At 48.6% G+C, this 16,643-nt stretch carries 16 protein-coding genes; 13 read left to right on the plus strand and 3 right to left on the minus strand.

Annotation, left to right across the window (positions count from 1 at the left end; genetic code table 11):
- The first annotated feature begins 170 nt into the window (after positions 1-170).
- The 8 genes from PCAR_RS01385 (at position 171) to PCAR_RS01420 (ending at position 7,946) form a co-directional block, all read left to right on the plus strand.
- Entirely contained in the window at positions 171-665 is a 495-nt protein-coding gene (locus PCAR_RS01385; protein ID WP_011339815.1) for a hypothetical protein, read from the plus strand.
- A gap of 85 nt (positions 666-750) precedes the next feature.
- A complete protein-coding gene (locus PCAR_RS01390; protein ID WP_011339816.1) occupies positions 751-1,065 on the plus strand; it encodes a hypothetical protein in 315 nt (104 codons plus the stop codon).
- Between the two features lie 324 nt (positions 1,066-1,389).
- A complete protein-coding gene (locus tag PCAR_RS01395) occupies positions 1,390-3,156 on the plus strand; it encodes a hypothetical protein (RefSeq protein WP_011339817.1) in 1,767 nt (588 codons plus the stop codon).
- A gap of 203 nt (positions 3,157-3,359) precedes the next feature.
- On the plus strand, positions 3,360-3,863 hold the full coding sequence (locus PCAR_RS01400) for a hypothetical protein (protein WP_011339818.1): 504 nt from the start codon (positions 3,360-3,362) through the stop codon (positions 3,861-3,863).
- Between the two features lie 97 nt (positions 3,864-3,960).
- Positions 3,961-5,382 carry a hypothetical protein gene (locus PCAR_RS01405; protein WP_041531207.1) on the plus strand — a complete coding sequence of 474 codons (1,422 nt, stop codon included), beginning with the start codon at positions 3,961-3,963 and terminating at the stop codon, positions 5,380-5,382.
- Positions 5,383-5,686: 304 nt separating this feature from the next.
- Complete coding sequence (locus PCAR_RS01410; protein ID WP_011339820.1) at positions 5,687-6,370, plus strand: 4Fe-4S binding protein; 684 nt, start codon at positions 5,687-5,689, stop codon at positions 6,368-6,370.
- A gap of 215 nt (positions 6,371-6,585) precedes the next feature.
- Entirely contained in the window at positions 6,586-7,059 is a 474-nt protein-coding gene (locus tag PCAR_RS01415; protein WP_011339821.1) for a pyridoxamine 5'-phosphate oxidase family protein, read from the plus strand.
- A gap of 266 nt (positions 7,060-7,325) precedes the next feature.
- Complete coding sequence (locus PCAR_RS01420; RefSeq protein ID WP_148204275.1) at positions 7,326-7,946, plus strand: hypothetical protein; 621 nt, start codon at positions 7,326-7,328, stop codon at positions 7,944-7,946.
- Between the two features lie 122 nt (positions 7,947-8,068).
- Here the strand turns inward: PCAR_RS01420 and pncB are convergent, their stop codons facing one another.
- Complete coding sequence (gene pncB / locus PCAR_RS01425) at positions 8,069-9,289, minus strand: nicotinate phosphoribosyltransferase (protein ID WP_011339823.1); 1,221 nt, start codon at positions 9,287-9,289, stop codon at positions 8,069-8,071.
- 150 nt (positions 9,290-9,439) lie between these two features.
- Positions 9,440-9,835: a single-stranded DNA-binding protein gene (locus tag PCAR_RS01430; RefSeq protein ID WP_011339824.1), complete on the minus strand. Its 396-nt coding sequence runs from the start codon at positions 9,833-9,835 to the stop codon at positions 9,440-9,442.
- A gap of 734 nt (positions 9,836-10,569) precedes the next feature.
- Between PCAR_RS01430 and PCAR_RS01440 the strand changes: the two genes are divergently transcribed.
- Entirely contained in the window at positions 10,570-11,802 is a 1,233-nt protein-coding gene (locus PCAR_RS01440) for a Mur ligase family protein (protein WP_158447390.1), read from the plus strand.
- Positions 11,803-12,053: 251 nt separating this feature from the next.
- Here PCAR_RS01440 and PCAR_RS17575 read toward each other — a convergent pair whose 3' ends face one another.
- The gene (locus tag PCAR_RS17575; RefSeq protein WP_011339828.1) at positions 12,054-12,410 is read right to left on the minus strand and encodes a C-GCAxxG-C-C family protein; all 357 of its coding nucleotides are present in this window, start codon (positions 12,408-12,410) and stop codon (positions 12,054-12,056) included.
- Between the two features lie 688 nt (positions 12,411-13,098).
- On the opposite strand from PCAR_RS17575, the gene PCAR_RS01450 reads away from it, so the two are divergent.
- The 4 genes from PCAR_RS01450 to PCAR_RS01465 all read left to right on the plus strand — a co-directional run bounded on the left by PCAR_RS01450 (position 13,099) and on the right by PCAR_RS01465 (position 16,589).
- Positions 13,099-13,896, plus strand: coding sequence for a DODA-type extradiol aromatic ring-opening family dioxygenase (locus PCAR_RS01450; RefSeq protein WP_011339830.1), 798 nt, complete (start codon positions 13,099-13,101; stop codon positions 13,894-13,896).
- Between the two features lie 209 nt (positions 13,897-14,105).
- Positions 14,106-14,726: a flavodoxin family protein gene (locus tag PCAR_RS01455; protein WP_011339831.1), complete on the plus strand. Its 621-nt coding sequence runs from the start codon at positions 14,106-14,108 to the stop codon at positions 14,724-14,726.
- A gap of 130 nt (positions 14,727-14,856) precedes the next feature.
- Positions 14,857-15,255, plus strand: coding sequence for a hypothetical protein (locus PCAR_RS01460; protein ID WP_148204277.1), 399 nt, complete (start codon positions 14,857-14,859; stop codon positions 15,253-15,255).
- Positions 15,256-15,545: 290 nt separating this feature from the next.
- Complete coding sequence (locus tag PCAR_RS01465; protein ID WP_011339834.1) at positions 15,546-16,589, plus strand: S1C family serine protease; 1,044 nt, start codon at positions 15,546-15,548, stop codon at positions 16,587-16,589.
- The last annotated feature ends 54 nt before the right edge of the window (positions 16,590-16,643 follow it).

Consider the following 16,643-nt stretch of genomic DNA (forward strand, 5'->3'; position numbering starts at 1 on the left):
AGATCCGGCGGGCGGCTTTTTTTATTGAGTTTCAGGGCGCTTGATGCCTGGGGCTTGGTGCGGATGAAGGAGTATTCTTCAGGAGAGAGTTGGATAAAGGTATTAACAATGGGTGGAAAAATTGAAGTCCAATTTTCCACTTAACCACAATGTTAACTTTAGGAGAAAAAATGAACCCTCTTGATATCATATTGAAAAAAGAACCTTATATTCAGTTAATGGTTGAAGATGGAGCAATATATGAATTTCGCAATAATAGAAAAGGTAAAAAAGTAATGGAAACTGCAGAAATTCAGCTTATCGAAAAGCTTGGTTATAGTGATAATAAATCTGACTTAGTTGAATACAAATTTCGTTTAAATTCATTTACATGTCCAATTTGGCGAGAGCTCTTCCAGAAAATTTCAGAGAGCAATGCCGAAGTGAAAATCCATGGAAGCGAACTAGATTTAAAAGCAAGTATTGAAGAAGTAGAAAGTGAATTTAAATTAGTAAAAAAGGCAATACAACTCACTAATAAAGCCTACCAAGATGGAAAATCAGCTGTCTTAGATTACGCGAAAAAACAAGAAGCAGAGAGAGCAAAAAAAGATGCTGAGAAACTTCAAGCTGAACAAGAAAAGCAAAATAAAATACAGCATTCTTATGAAAAATTAAATATTTAAGTTAATTAATTGTTCGAGCGGACCGCAAGAAACGCGGCTGCCCAACTCAACGTTGGATTCCAAAACCAAAATTAAGGAGCGGGCTATGTACAGAAATAAGTTCATCCAAGCAATCCACGACTTGCGAAAAGTAAAGCTGTCGTTCTTCTCGAAAGAAGATGGTCGCGTGGTTGAAAGAACCTGTGCACCTATGGATTTCGGCCCTAGTAGACGGGCGAAAAACAAGGCAGATCGCTACCATCTTTGGGATTATGACAGCGACACAAAACAGCACGTTCTGTCCCTACTTCCTGGACAAGTCCAAAATATTGAAGTCTTAGAATCAAGCTTCAAGCCCTCTGAGTTTGTTACTTGGGCAACAGACTGGGTCGTCCCCAGAAACTGGGGCACATACAGCTAATAATAGGCTATGCAATCTCTTGGCGGCTTCATAATCCTCAACGCCAAAAATAAACCACTTTTATCGGGGTTTGGGCCGCCTACACTTACGCCCCAAGTAACAGCGTCGTTGTCGTGCGCTTCAATGATAAGGATGTTGTTTTTATTAATCAGTCTCTATCTCAGTATTAAGTTAATCCAACAATCCACTCCACCGGATGGAACAAGCAGCGGCGGTTCTCGTTTAAGGCTCTGCTTCGCCAGCGGTACAGCGCCATCGGTGAGTTAAGTTGTTATGCGGCATTGAAACGGAATCGCCAGATTTTTCGAATAGGAAGTTGTTGCCATGAATAAAGAATGGATTCTCCTTGAAAAAGAAACTCGCCGGACTTTCTCAAAGGCGACCTGGGTTCCGTTACGAGCATACTGCAATGATGAGAGTGGCCAATCGACCCAGGTAGGGTATGTCAGCGATTGTTTTGCTTGCGGATCAGTCGCGTTCCCGCCAGAGCAGCGTGAACGAGCAGAGCAACTAGGTTGGAGCGATATAGGTATTGGGCATAGCGTACAACCTTACGCGTATGAAGATGGTTTTTACGCATCAATCGATCAATATCAATACAACGACAAAGAACCAATTGGCGTAGAGCTCGTATTTGAGCACCCCCAGCCTGTTGTAGGTGGAACGCATTGGATTCTGAATCCTGATCTTGTGGTGGCGTTACGCCTCATAAAGGATGGACTAAATTGGGTCCGGCCCGAAGAAAACTTCGTTGTGGTGGCCCGTGAGGTTCTTGAGGACGATGGCAGCCATCGCCTCATCGAGATCAAGCGAGAGTTTCTCATAGACTATCTCGCGGCACGGGGGCTTTCTCTTCGCATCTCCTCTTACCGGCAAAGAGTAGAAAATGTCGCTTCAATTGAGCGATCTGATTACTCAACTCTTGAGAATCTTCAAGAGCAAAGAGATGACGGAAGGTTTGAGCTTCGCATTCATAGTTTGAACAAGATCTTCGGGGGGAGCTGGGCTGTGTTCCGTGCTTGGAGAACCGATGTTGATGAGGAGGAAGATGCCCCAGTGATGGGGCCGGAAAGCGATGACAACACCGATTTCGAAAGCTCTAAAGGCGATCGCTCTCGGTTCGAAGGTGTTCGCGTAGAGGGTGAGTTTTGGCGAGATGAATGGATCGACCATCAAGGTCGAAGCCGTCGCGTCCGAGGAGATGCAGACAACACTCTTCCCCAATTTATCGTTGAGACGGATGGAACCAGAATGGTTTCTGCTGACCTTAACAATGAAGATATAGGCCGATGGCTCTGGTTCCGTTCTAGTGTTGTTGGTGACCTCTTGAGTCACCGCGGATTTTCGCTTAAATGGTATACATCAGAAACTGGCGGCATATCCTCGACATCAGGATACTCAACTCACTTCGGCATCAATGATTCAGATTTGATCACGGTTTATGCCTATGACATTGCTCGCCTTGCAGCATGGGAGCAGCATATTTGGGCTGCTAACAACATTGTCCCTGAAGGGAAGGTCTCGAATGAGCTTCTAGCTTCTCAGGTTAGAGCTCAACCTGCTTCTACCCATGCTGCCGAAGAAAAGCTATTCGGCGTAATGCGAATGCTAGCAGTTGGATTTCATCAAGAGATCGGGATTTCTCTATTTAATCATGACATAGATGATCAAGCTGCTATGCAGCAGATCTCGCGGTTCGCGAGTATTGATCAAGCTTCCTTATTGAGGTTGGCCAAAGAGCTTGTTCGCGTGTTTTCTGACAGGCTTAATGTTCGTGATCTCCGTAAGATTTCAACCCATGCGGAGAAGGAAAAGTTAGGTTCAAACAAGCTTCTCCAGGATGTTTTATCCCAAAAAGTTGGATTAGAAAAAGCTCGAGAGGTTTTTGGCCCTATCGTTGGTGCCTACGACATGCGTGTTGGCGATGCCCACCCTACTGGTTCAAAAATCGGAGAGGCTTTGAAGCTCGCTGGAATTGATCAAGGCGCATCTTATTTAAGGCAGGGTGAACGCCTTATTTCCAATTTTGGAAGGTCAGTCTGGTTGATCGGTAGGCTGATGTTTGCAGCATCAGATAATTCGGAAGGCTAGCCAGAATGCCGCATGAGCGAGAAAAACAGGGACACTCCCCTATTCTCTTAAACTTTACCGGGAAATGGGGGGTGTTCCTAGTTTTTACGCTGCAGTGGGACGGAAAATACAGAAGAGGTGTTCATAAAACATTCTACTAGCTCATCCGGCGCAACGCCGTCCCTGGGCTTTATCCGATATGCACTCAGAATAAGGAGAGTTTTTTGAAAGGTTTATCCATCTCGTCTGTCTGGAAGGTTTTGAAATGGTTGCCCCCATTCCTTCTGAGGAGAATATTTACTAAACAACGAATGGCAGAACTCGTTTTGATCGACGTGCGGCCTCGATATGAGTACGCAACTGTTAATTTAGGAGAGGTGGCGTCGTTCGATTTCTGGCTACAAATAATCAATTTGTCTCCGTTTAATATTGAACTCGATAGGGCAGAACTAAGATTCTGGTGTGGAGGCACGATATTAAACGCCGCGACGCTAAAAAAGCTTCCCCTTACTTCGGGTCAAATAGCAGAAATGCATATATCTGAAAATATACCCGATGGTCATGCAGCACAAATCGCACGTCATACAGATAATCACCAATCTGCTATTGAAATGGATATGGAATTTAACTGCAAACTCCATGATTTTGCAAAAAGTACAGGGCATTTAGGCGGGGTAAGGCCCGCGTTTTTGAATCAGCAGACAAGAATGCATAACCAGGCAAATTAACGCTGACGCAAATTCCGCTGCGCTCCATTTGCACCGGTTGTTTGCTACGTTAGAAAATAGCACTACTTGTTTCCATCTTTTTGCAGAGAGAAATACTGTGGCAATTAAAAATCAAAATCAGAGCGCTCAACGGGCATGGATTACTCCAAATGAATTTGCTGTAGCTGAGAACCTCTTGCAGTTTTCTGAAAATTTACCACCTACCAAAACTGGACAGGTGGCTAATAGCATTACAGTAACACTTAACGGATCACCCGAGGGGATTCAATTAACAGGTCCACCACAAGCGGTAAGGGCTGAGTTTGAAAAACTCTCTGACAAGGAATATATATCCGGCAGTTTGGCGGCAACCTACCCAATTGGAAACAATCCAAAATTGTCTATTTCATACAATTTTGCAATTGGAAACATATCGGTCAGCATTCAAAATGGCGACCGGGTCTTGGTTGATGATCTGTTTGATATTGTGAGGCAGACATTTCCAAAGGCGACAGGGCCAAGCACAAGTGAGACTGAAGCACATTCACAAAGATTGCGATCATTAATTAAAGAGGCAGAAGAAGCCTTCGAAAGTATAAAATCAATAGAAAAACAGAAAGTAGCTGTAGCTAATTGGACAAATAATCTATCAAAAAATCTTGAACTATCCAAGGACAGTCTTAAAGACATGCAGGCTTTGCAGAAAAATGCAAATTCAATTGTCTCTGAGATAACTCAAAAAAGAGATGATATAAGTCAAATACTATCAGAAATTAAGGCTATAAACAACGAGGCAAGCGTTAACTATAAATCAATTCAAGAGGCCCAAGCTACTAGTGTAGCTCTTGAAGCAAAGATCAAGCAATTTTATTCAGAGATTGAAGAGAATCAGATAAAAATTCAAAAGCTTAATGTAGAATCCGTTGATATTGTAGGTAAGTTTAAAGATGATACACAAAATATAATTACAGAGAATAAAGCACTAACTTATCAAATTAAGGAGCAGCTTCTAAAAGCAACTGGAGGAGCTTTGTTTGGTGCCTTTGAAGAAAGAAAGAGTAAAATTGTTAAATCAAAATGGATATGGGCTTTTGCGGCGATTCTCTCTTTTTCTCTCCAAGCAGTTGCTGTCATATGGTTAGCGCTTGAGGCAACTAAAACAGGTGATTCCAATGGTCCATTTTATACCCAGCCAATGTTTATACTTAAAGCAACGATTGCTTTGCCAATAATTGCTTTAATTGTGTTTTGTATTCGACAATATTCAAACGAAAGAGAGGCTGAGGAGATATATGCTTTTAAGTCTGCCTTGTCTTTTTCATTGGCGCCGTATCTAGATCTTGTTGGTGAGATAGACGGAATCGAGAAAGAGTCAGGTCATACCCAATTTGCAATTAACACCATCGGACAAATATTTGACAATCCATTGGGGAAACGGCTTAGCGATGAAAAGACGTCTGAAAAAGATAGCATTCAAACAGGGGAAATATTAAATAGCGTCACAAATTTAATACAACAGATCCATAAACTTAAGCCATAAATTGTAGCAAACGGACGAAAGATTGAAGCGATGTACTCGGGGCCTAAGTGGGTGCCAATTTATTTGTCCTCTCCAGCTTTCGAAACGTTTAGGTCGTAGGAAAAGGTTGTAAAAACAGGGACACTTCCCATTTTTTTCAGGTTTTTCTTTCAAACTTTACAGGAAGCTGGGGAGTGTCCCTAGTTTTCTTCCTGGAAACTGGGGAGTGTCCCTAGTTTTTTAGTTTTTACTCACTGGACTCGTTAAAGCTCGCCGGTTAACTATTCGCTGGCAAGCATTATAAATTCAAGGAAAATATCTGATCATGAATATTGAGGATATTTATAAAAAATTCGATAAGATCGGATGTCTTACTTTTGCCACTATTGATAAAGGCACACCGCAGACGCGAATTGCGCATCTGTTCGCTTATGATCATGAAGGATTATACTTTCGAACCATGATCACAAAACCTTTTTATGAGCAACTCAGCAAAACGAAAAAAGCATCAATCTGCGGTATGTATCCGAAAACTTCGGTAAGTTACAACTGGGAGGGAATGCCATATTTCCCACCCGGATACACAATTAGAGCTACCGGTAATGTCAGGGAAATTCCCTTTGATGTTCTCAAAGAAAAATCCGTTGCCGACGAAATGTTTCTGCTCGGCGTGAAGGATATTGAAAAATATCCTGCCATGACCACATTCTGCCTGTATGAAGCCTGGGGCGAGGTGTATGACTTTGATTATGAGATGGAACATCGTTCTCATAAATTATTACGTGAAGGTTTCAGTTTCGGCGGTGCTCTTATTCCTTTCAGAGGAGTCCGCATAACTGATGCATGCATTTCTTGCGGGAAATGTCAGGCGGGATGTTCTTTTAAAGCGATCTCCCAACATGAGGGGAAGTTTGTTATTGATCACACCAGATGCGATGCGTGCGGGGACTGTTACATGGTTTGTCCCGCGGGTGCCATTGAAATAGTTGCCGGAGATCCGAACAGTTAAAGTTTTTGCTGTATTTTTGTGAGCTTTGGTATTTATTGTTGGTGGTCCGGGTTTTTATTGAGGATATAAAGGCCAGGCTTGGCATCAAGAGGAGGGGAACAAGAATCGAAAATCTTGAATCCGACCCCACCTATACACCACCTATCCCGAACTCGACAGCAAATCATACCGGTATTGATATCAGAAACTTACCCAACCAAATATGAGGAGTGGACATGCGCAGAAGTGACTTGGAAATAACATCAACAGAAGAAGTGGAAGCCATTATCCGGCAATCGAATGTTTGTCGTTTGGGGCTCTGTGACGGTGACATGCCCTATGTGGTGCCGTTGAATTTTGGCTATGAAGATGGGAAATTTTATTTTCATTCAGCCTCGGAAGGCCGAAAGGTCGAGCTGTTGAAGGCCAATCCCAAGGTATGTCTTGAATTCGATATGGACCTTGGAATCATCTCGGACGAAAAAGCCTGCAACTGGGGGATTCGCTACAAGAGCGTGATTGTCACGGGCCGTGCAACCGTGCTGAACAGTCTTGAGGAGAAGGTGCAGGCGCTTAATATTATTATGAAAAACTATTCGGACAAGGACTATACGTTTGCGGAAAAAGTGGTGAAAGACACTTTTGTCTTTGTCGTCGAGAGCCAGGAGATCACTGGAAAGCAAACAGATGAATCAACAATTGTCCAATGATGACAAGAAGCAGATCTGTCTTGCCTGGGAGTTCGGGGGATCACCCTGAAGACGGCAAATAGATGTCTGGTCGCCTGGTTGGGCTGTTCACAAGGTAGATCAAGAAGGGCGGAAGGACAAAGGGCAGTAGAGCCAAGCCACCGGGAATTTCCGCGAGGTCAAGGGAAATCAGCGTTTTCCCCTTGAGTTTACTTATCATGGATGTCCCCGAAATTTGCCTCTTTTAAAGTCACAAGAAAGGTAAAACCATGTTCAGGCAAATCTGTATGGCATTGATTATATTGATCCTTGCTAGCCCACTAAAAGCAGAAGATATCTTTTATGAGAATGCACAGACTGGCACTATCGGCTTCCAAGGCCTTAGATTTGGTCAGCCACCTTCCGATGATATGATTTGCATAGGTGGGCCATGCTCCTTTGGACAACAGGGCAAAATTATAAAAAAGAAAAGGTCCATTATATCTACCTATAAAAAATCAAAAGACATAACACATTACAATTTAATTGAAATTTCAGCACCTAAATATATTTTTTGGGAAAATCAATTTTTTCGGGTAAGTTTTCAAATTATATGTAAACCGGAAAATGCAGAACAATGCATAGACACGATTTGCAGCAAACTAGATAGGCATTATGGACTTACGTTGGTTGGTGAAGTTTCGGAGCATATTAATCCGCAAGACGAACTAAAAGTTAGATTATTCCTTACAAAATCTGGAGAGATAGTAGAGGTTCATCGATATAAAAGCCGAGGAAGGTGGCAACAACCTTTTGTCAGGTTCTACAATAAAACTCTTATGGATAGGGTTCGACTTGAAGTGAATCCTAATTATGTCCCCATGGAAATAAACTGTTCAACGAAGGCAGGAAAATGGAACCAAAGTTAAACTCTGTCAGGTCCCCGTTCGTCAGGTCCGAACTAACCCCGCGAATGGGAACGATTGCCCCTTTACGTTGTTCGAAAAGCGACTGATTCCAACTTGGAGCGGGGCGTCAAGAAGATGCTCCTTTAAACCGGCGCTGCGGGCTGCCAATCGCCGATTTGGTAGAGCCGCGCCAGGTTTTCCAGGTAGTCCGGGTCTTCGCACATGCTTTTGCCCGGAGCGTCGCTGATTTTGGCTACCGGGCGGCCGTTGCAGGTCACCATCTTGATGACGATGTTGAGCGGTTCGTAGCCCAGGTCGTTGGTCAGGTTGGTGCCGATGCCGAAACCGGTGTTGATCCGGCCGCGAAAATGATTGTAAAGCTCGAGGATTTTATCGAAGGTCAGGCCGTCACTGAAAACCAGGGACTTGCCTTGCGGCTCGATGTCGAAGGCTTCATAGAGCCGGATCGCCCTCTCGCCCCAGGCGATCGGATCGCCGCTGTCGTGGCGCAGGCCGTCGTAGAGGTTGCCGAAAAAGAGTTTGAAATCCCTGCAGAAAGCCTCCATGGAATAGCAGTCGGTGAGGGCGATTCCCAGACTGTTGCGGTATTCCAGCAACCAGGCTGACAGGGCGGCCCGCTGTGCATACTCCAGCGGGGTTACGGCCTGCCAGGCCTGGAACCATTCATGAGCCATGGTGCCGACCGGTGGTAGCCCCAGCTTGCGGGCCAGTTGCATGTTGCTGGTCCCGGTCAGGTACTCGGGGATTTCGCGAATGAGAATATCCAGGACTTGTTCCTGCCACTGACGGTTGAAGCGGCGGCGGGTGCCGAAGTCGATGATCCGCAGTCCGTCGAGGTTGCCGCGCTCCTGCAACAGTGCGATCTTTTGGAAAAGGCGTTGCTGCCCCGCTTCGTAATCGGGCCGGGGGAAGACGGTTCCGGTATAGACCTCGTTGATGATCGACAAGGCGTAGATTTCAAAGAGAGTGACCTGCAGCAGGGGGCCGTGGAAACGCAGTTCGATGTTCTCGCCGTCGGGGCGCAGCGTGATGTGTTTCATCTCCAGGCGAACCGTGGCCAGGTCCGCCAGGAAGTCGGGTTTGAAATAGCCCAGGCTCGCCAGGTAGCGGATTTCGTCGTCTTGAAAGCGTAGCGCGCACAGATGCTCGAATTGGCGGCGGATCTCCGGGATCAGCCGCCCAAGTCGCTTGTTTTCAGAGTTGCGGCACTTGAATTTCCATCCGGCATCGGCCCCCTCGAAGGCGCTGCAGTGGTAAAAGGCCTGCAGCATGGTGAGCTTGTACAGGTCCGTATCCAGCAGAGTCTCGATAATCCAGGGCAGCTCTTGCGTCTGTGTGTTCATCGTCTTCTCCGGCAGAGGTAAACTGAACGTTACCATATCCTCTGCAAGTGAAAAACCTGTTTTGCTGTTCTCCGCGGTTCGGGCGGTCCCATTAATGTTCCGTTATGCCGCCCCGGGGTGGGGCGGGTGCCGTCACCGTCATATCGGAAATTAGATCCTATTATACATTTGCTCGTTATTGGTTTTTTTTCTTCCCAACGACAGGCCGGATATTTCACCACTGAGTACCATCTCTTTGAAGTCTTTCCCGAAATTTCGACGGGTGGAATGCTCCAGTTCGCTCCACAATTCATGGCCTACAAGCTTTTTAAGCCCTATTTCCTGGCCTGCACTGAGGGTGTCGATGTTTGCTTTGATGGTTTCCAGAACTTCCGGAGAGACATAGGTTTTCGCCTGAAAAGAAGAGGGCACTTCGGTTCCTGAGGTTGCCTCAGTAAGGACCTGCTCGATGAATTCCTGGCGCGTTATGCCTTTTTGAGATGCTAAGTAATTGAGTTTTTGGCAAACTACTTCGGGTACGCGTGCCGTAATCTGTGCCTTGGCCATTTTTTTGTCCTTTCGCCAGATGATGGTTTCAGAATCCGATATGAGAATGTAATATCAGAATCCTTCTGCGGCGTCAATGTGTTTTTTCGTGGTAATCTCAAAAAAACCGCAAAATCGGGAATCCCAAGAGAGAAAACAGGGGAGTTTTCCTGACTCTCCCATTGTTCAATAAACGCAAGGTGACATTGATGAAAATCAAAACGCACTCGATACTTATGATAATTTCTTCGTTTGCCGGCAGTTTTATCGGAAGTACCCTGGCTGTGGGGCTTAGCGAGGAGTTATTGGCTGAGGGGTACCCGACAGGCCTGATATTTTTCGCATTCGTACATATCGGTTGGATAATTCCATGGTTGGTTTTTAAATTCGTGTTTCGTGCTAAATGTCCAAAATGCCGAAGCAAAGGCAGGTATATCTGGCGTCGAGAGCGCCGGCTCCATGAGTTTATATGCCCAAAGTGCGCTTACACTGAAAAAGCTATATGGACCTTTCCCTCAAATGTTTCTTGAAAAATTTGACGTGAGATATTCGACCCATGGATGTTTTGGTAATATCTAGGGCGGCATATAACCCACCGTTGCCACAAAAAGGACTTTTCTGAACTTTCTCATGACCTGAGTGGGCTGGTTTGCCTGACTTTTGTCACCCAAAACTGTATATAAGGTCCTGAGCGGCCCATGCGCCGGTCCTTTCGGGGCTCGGTAGAGATGAAATTCAAAACCGGATTCGGAATCATGCGAAAACTGAAAAGTTATTCACCCGATCGTTTGTGGAAGGAATGCCGCGCACGATGGCACCGTTTCAGATATCTGCGTAAAACAAAAATCCTGGCCGTTACCGGCAGCTGCGGTAAAACCACCGCCACCTATTTTTTGGGCAGGATTCTCGGCGAATGCGGCCCCTGTTATGCCGGCGTGCATCGCAATACCAGCAGGGCCATTTACAAAAATATGCGCAAAATGCGCACCTCCTACCGTTACCTGGTGCAGGAGATGGGCGTGGGCTTTCCCGGCGACATGGCCAAAAATATCCGTGCGCTGCCTCCGTATATCGGAATCGTGACCACCATCGGCCTGGATCATTACACCAGCTTCCGCAATCGGGAGGGCACTGCCGCAGAAAAGGGCACCCTGATTGCGGCTCTGCCGCCATCCGGTACCGCCGTGCTCAATGCCGATGATCCCCACGTGATGGCGATGGCATCGCAAACCCAAGCCAGCATTCTGACCTATGGGTGCAGTGAGCACGTGGATGTCCGTGGCAGCGCTATTTGCTCTGACTGGCCGCAACGCCTGTCGCTGAACGTGACCTATGGTGACCGAAGCGTTCGCGTCGAAACCGGTCTGTTCGGCGACCTGCTGGTTACTTCTCTGCTTGCCGCCATTGCGGGCGCCCTTGCCGCCGGCGTTTCGCTAGCGCAGTGTGCGGCCTCGCTGCACGGCGTCGAATCGTTCCCCGCCCGGCTTTCCATACACCGAAGCCCGCAGGGATCCTGGATGATCAACGATACATTCAAGGCACCGTTCTGGAGTGTTGAAAGAACCGTTGGCCTGATGAAAAACGCCGTCGCGCCGCGCAAAACCGTAGTGTTGGGTGTTTTCAGCGATACCGGCGGCTCCGGTTCACGGAAATACCGGGCCATGGCGAAGCTGGCGCTCGAAGTTGCGGACCGTGTCGTTTTTGTCGGCCCCAATGCTGCTCACGTTAGAAAAATCCAGACTGCAGAACTGGCGGATCGTCTTTTCACCTTCGACGGTTTTGAGACGGCCTATCGCTTTCTGGCCGATACCACCATTCAAAACGAACTGGTGTTACTTAAATCCGGAAGCATATATCACCTGGAACGCATGCTTCGCGGGCATGAAGAGGGGTTTAACTGTTGGCGGGAAACCTGTTCCGAAAAAATCGATTGTGCCGATTGCCCGAACAGATTCGGAACGCAGTCCGCAGATCGCTTTGATTGCTGAAGGTCTCCGCAGGCGGCAAAACCGCATCGCCACCGGTTATCCAGCTGTTCAATCGTCCACTGATATTCAGAAAAGCAGAGAGCATCTCCTCGCCGTTTCGAGTGGAAACCGGCAAAAACAAAAGCCCTTCGGTTTCTGAAGGGCTTTTGTCCTCTCGGGTCGGGGGAGGAACCAAGAGTTGTCTGAACAAGAGGGTGGAGAGGGGAATCCCCTTATTCAGCAACTTCCGTGATTGAGTAAAATTCGGCCGCTCAGGCGACCGCCTCCTGCACATTCTCTTCGAGAAGGCCGGCGGCCAGTTCGACGCAGGCGGTGCAGGAGAGTTTTCTCGACGAGCGGATTTCCCGGCACAAAAGCGAACCGGCGGCATCCGCGAAGCGATCGGTGATCCCGGCTTTTTTGTCTTTATCGGCGACGAGTTGGGCGGCATAAATGGCACCGCACCATCCCTGCGGAGCCCTGCCGGAACCACACTTGCTCAAGTTTTCCGTCAGTTCGAGATCTTCTCCGGATACCTTCTGCCAGGCTTCGGCAACGGCCTCGGCACAATTCTTCCTTCCCTTCCTGAAAAGAAAAGCGGCGACATCCAACATGGTCTCGTTTTGCATCGGTTTATCTGCTCCTTATGGAAAGCGACAGGCGGTCGCCGGCCTGAAAAAGGGTCGCAACCTGCGTCCTGCTCATTGATATTGAAAACAATATATACAAGAAATCATATGTAGTCAAGTTGAACCGGTTCTTTTCCGCTCCGGGGAAAATCGTAGCTGAAGGGTCGCGTCTGCATATTTCAAAAATGAATTCTGTAGACGCGTATGGCATGTTCTGGGGTCGGATCAAGCCAACGAATCGAAATGCCAGCATAAATTCCAAAAACAAAACCATTTTTCGTCTTATAGCCACATTTTTATCGGCAAAAATGAGTTTTTAAGAATAACGCGAGTGAACCGATACTATGGTTCCGGAATTACTCCTCCTTACTCATTCCAGTCTGGACGATCGATTACCAGGTGGGGCATATTGGTAGAAACCCAGGCCGGGCTACACTGGACCGGCACCTTGGTTGGCGGCATAACATCATAGTGGTTCACCGTACGTTCGCCGCCGACTTGTCCTAAGGATGTGGGTTCCGGAAAAGATCTTCTGGAAAAACAGAGAATGGAAATGTGCGGCATACGATAAGGATGGTCTCTACTGCTTAAAAGTTACAGAGATCAAAGAGGGCCGTTCTTCGTCTGAAAAGGTGAGAACGGTAAGCATACAGTTAACCAGTAAAGTTTTGTCCTTAGGAGATCAGCTATGGCACAGATCCCCAAAGCGCTATTTATCTCTCATGGCGGCGGTCCGTTACCTCTTATCGGTGATCCCGGACATCGTGAAATGGTGTCATGCCTGGAAAAGATTGCTGCGCAAATACCCAAACCCGATGCTCTGCTGGTGGTAAGTGCGCATTGGGAAGAGAAGATCCCGACCATTACGTCCGGGCAGAGTCCATCTTTGATCTATGACTACTACGGGTTTCCGGAGGAATCCTATGCTATCCGGTATCCCTGTGCAGGTGAGCCATCTTTGGCTGGCGAGATCCATAATGTGCTGGAGAACTCCGGTATTGAAGCGAAATTAGATGCTATGCGGGGATTCGATCACGGTTTGTTTGTACCGCTCAAGATAATGTATCCGGAAGCTGATATCCCCTGTGTCCAGTTATCTCTGGTGAACACACTCGACCCTTCTCATCACCTTAAAATCGGCCGAGCGCTTCAGTCACTTAACCGGCAGAACGTATTGGTGCTTGGTTCGGGTTTTTCCTTTCATAATTTAAGGGCTTTTTTTGCAGCCGATACCCCTGAATCTCAAGAGTTGAACTATTCTTTTGATGAATGGTTGTTGAAAACGTGTTGTAGTTCAAATTTTCCGGAAGAGGAGAGAGCGAAGAGACTTGTCCACTGGGCCGATGCCCCTGGTGCGCGCTTCTGCCACCCCCGAGAGGAACATCTGCTGCCTCTTCACATATGTTACGGGGTGGCCCGGACACCATGTTCCGATTGTTTTGAACTCAAAATCATGAACAAAAAAGCAAGCATGTACCTGTGGTGAACCGCATGTTAAAAAGGCATGTCGCCTAGCAGGACCAGCCTGGGCGGTAGTTTCGCACCCCAGGATCTGTTGCCGGGGCGGTTGAGTCACCGGCCGCTTAGGGTCGATGACATGTGTTTTATTGATCAGGCACTTGGCAAAACAATGAAAACAACAATAACCGGGATGTAAAACCATATCCCATGACGAATAGGGAAGGACACAGACCGATGAACGTTTTGTTGATTAACGGAAGCCCCCATGCGAATGGCTGCACCCAGACGGCACTTAACGAAATTGCCGGGGAACTGACGAAAAACGATGTCGACAGCAGCATGCTTCATATCGGGAAAGAGGGGATCAAAGGCTGTACCGCATGTATGGGGTGTGTGAAAACCGGCTACTGTGTTTTTAAAGATGACAAGGTCAACGAATGTATCGATCTGCTCAAGCAGGCGGACGGCCTGATTGTCGGTTCGCCGGTTTATTTTGCCGGACCGAACGCATCTTTATGCGGTTTTCTCGACCGGGTCTTTTACCAGAAAGCGGATCCTTACGCCTTTAAACCGGGTGCCGCCATTGTCAGCAGCCGACGCGGAGGCACCAGCGCCGCTTTCGACAGGCTGAACAAGTATTTTACCTTTGCCCAGATGCCGCTGGTCTCTTCTCACTACTGGAATTCCGTTCACGGTACCAATGCCGACGAGCTGAAACAGGATGTGGAAGGGTTGCAGATCATGAGGATTCTGGCGAGAAACATGGCCTGGCTGCTGAAATGTATCGACAACGCCAAAGGGACTGTTCCCTATCCGACCCTGGAAAAACGTACCAAAATGAGCTTTATCCGCTAGACGGGTAAAACCTTGCGGTATGTAATGTCTGGACGGATTTCGGCCATCCGGAAAGAATGGAAACAGGTGCCGGAATCCGTCCTGCTCCGGTGACAACCGGAGAGACACAATGTCTGTGTATGGGGTTTTCATGATCAGATCGCTATACTGCTTTTTCCTGGGGATGTTGGTGTTGTCAGGCTGTGCCCCGTCGCACATACTGCACTATCGTGAAGATGTGAGCAGGGATTTTACCACCATCAGTTTCTCCGCAAACCGTGCCCCTTATTATCACCGATCCCAGGTGGGCGGCGAACATATGAGCTTCGTCCAGGTGCTGGGTTTTGAGGGAGCTGTATTCCGCATCGAGCTTATTCTGGAAGTCGGGAATGTCGATTGCTCCATTTATGGGGAGGGGGTCGTTGTGGAGTCGGATCCTGCCGGAGATAACACGCAGATTGTGACCGTTGTCGACGGGGAGGTTTTATTCTCCGTGGGCCTATCCGCTTATCCGTATGGAGAATATACCCTGAAGATCAGTAACTTGTGATACTCCTGCCGGTTCGCTGCGCAACCTTCTTCATCAATAAGTCTCTTGAAAAGCTGCATGCCGGGCGTTTTTTGACCGGTCGCCACTCGGCATCGGAGCCCTGGTACGCAGTATTTTAGGGTCCGGCCATCTGCTTCGCAGGTGGCCGATGATACCTGTTGTCCTTTGGAGCTCTTGTTCGCTTGCCAATTCAGCTACAACGGGCAAACTTTTAAAAGATGCACCGTGCTGAAAGGAACCCCTGGTGACTTCATCTGGCAAGGGGGGGCAGAAAACGACAGGGAGGCAACATGGCAACGGATCCCAAAGACAACCATGGGCCGCAAAAAGAGCATCGTGATTCCCAGGATCAGACTGGCTCATGTCGACCGGGGCCGGATGCCGAAACCCAGGTCGAACTCCTTGATGCCTATTCGCAGGCGGTCATTACCGTGGCGGAGGCGGTGGGGCCTGCGGTGGTGGGGGTCTTTGCCGGCAAGGGTCGGAGGGGGACTGGCGTTGAGCCTGCGGGGATCGGTTCCGGGGTCATCATCGCACCCGACGGTTATATCCTGACCAACGATCATGTGGTGCAGGCCGCGGATTGTTTCACCGTGATTCTGCAGGACGGCAGCCGGCTTGAGGCGAACCTGGTCGGGACCGACCCGGCTACCGATCTGGCGGTATTGCGTGCCGGAAGCTCCGGGCTGCCCTATGTCGAAATAGGCGATTCGCGACAGTTGCGGGTCGGGCAACTGGTCATCGCCATCGGCAATCCCTTCGGCTTCTCTTCCACCGTATCCACCGGGGTGGTGAGTGCGCTTGGCCGTGCCCTGCGCAGCCAGCAGGGCCGGCTCATCGAAAACATCATCCAGCACACCGCGCCGCTTAACCCGGGCAACTCGGGCGGTCCGCTGGTCGATGCCCACGGTCTGCTGGTGGGGGTCAACACGGCGATCATCGCCCAGGCCCAGGGGATCGGCTTTGCCATTCCCGCCGCCACCGCCCGTCTGGTGGCGGCCCAGTTGATCACCCACGGCCGGGTGCGCCGGGCTCATCTGGGCCTGGCCGGTCAGCAGCGCCCCCTGCCTCGCGCCCTTGCGCGGCAGCTGCACCTGGATGAAGCCTCCGTGGTCGAGGTGGCGGGGCTCGACCCCCAGGGGCCGGCCGCCCGGGCCGGTCTGCGCGTGGGGGATCTGATTATTTCGCTGGCCGACCAACCCATGTCCAACATCGATGCCATCCATCATTTTCTGGCCGAGTGGACGATTGGCGAACCGGTCAAGGCGGTCATACTGCGCGGGGAGGAAATCAAGGAGTTCCGCGTCGTGCCGATGGAAGCCCCGGAGGTATAACATGCCTGAAGCCATGGCGGTTTTGTCAAGCAAGCCGACGGGCATAACCCTTTA

Origin of the sequence: Syntrophotalea carbinolica DSM 2380 (genome assembly GCF_000012885.1) — a bacterium.
Classification (GTDB): Bacteria; Desulfobacterota; Desulfuromonadia; order Desulfuromonadales; family Syntrophotaleaceae; genus Syntrophotalea; species Syntrophotalea carbinolica.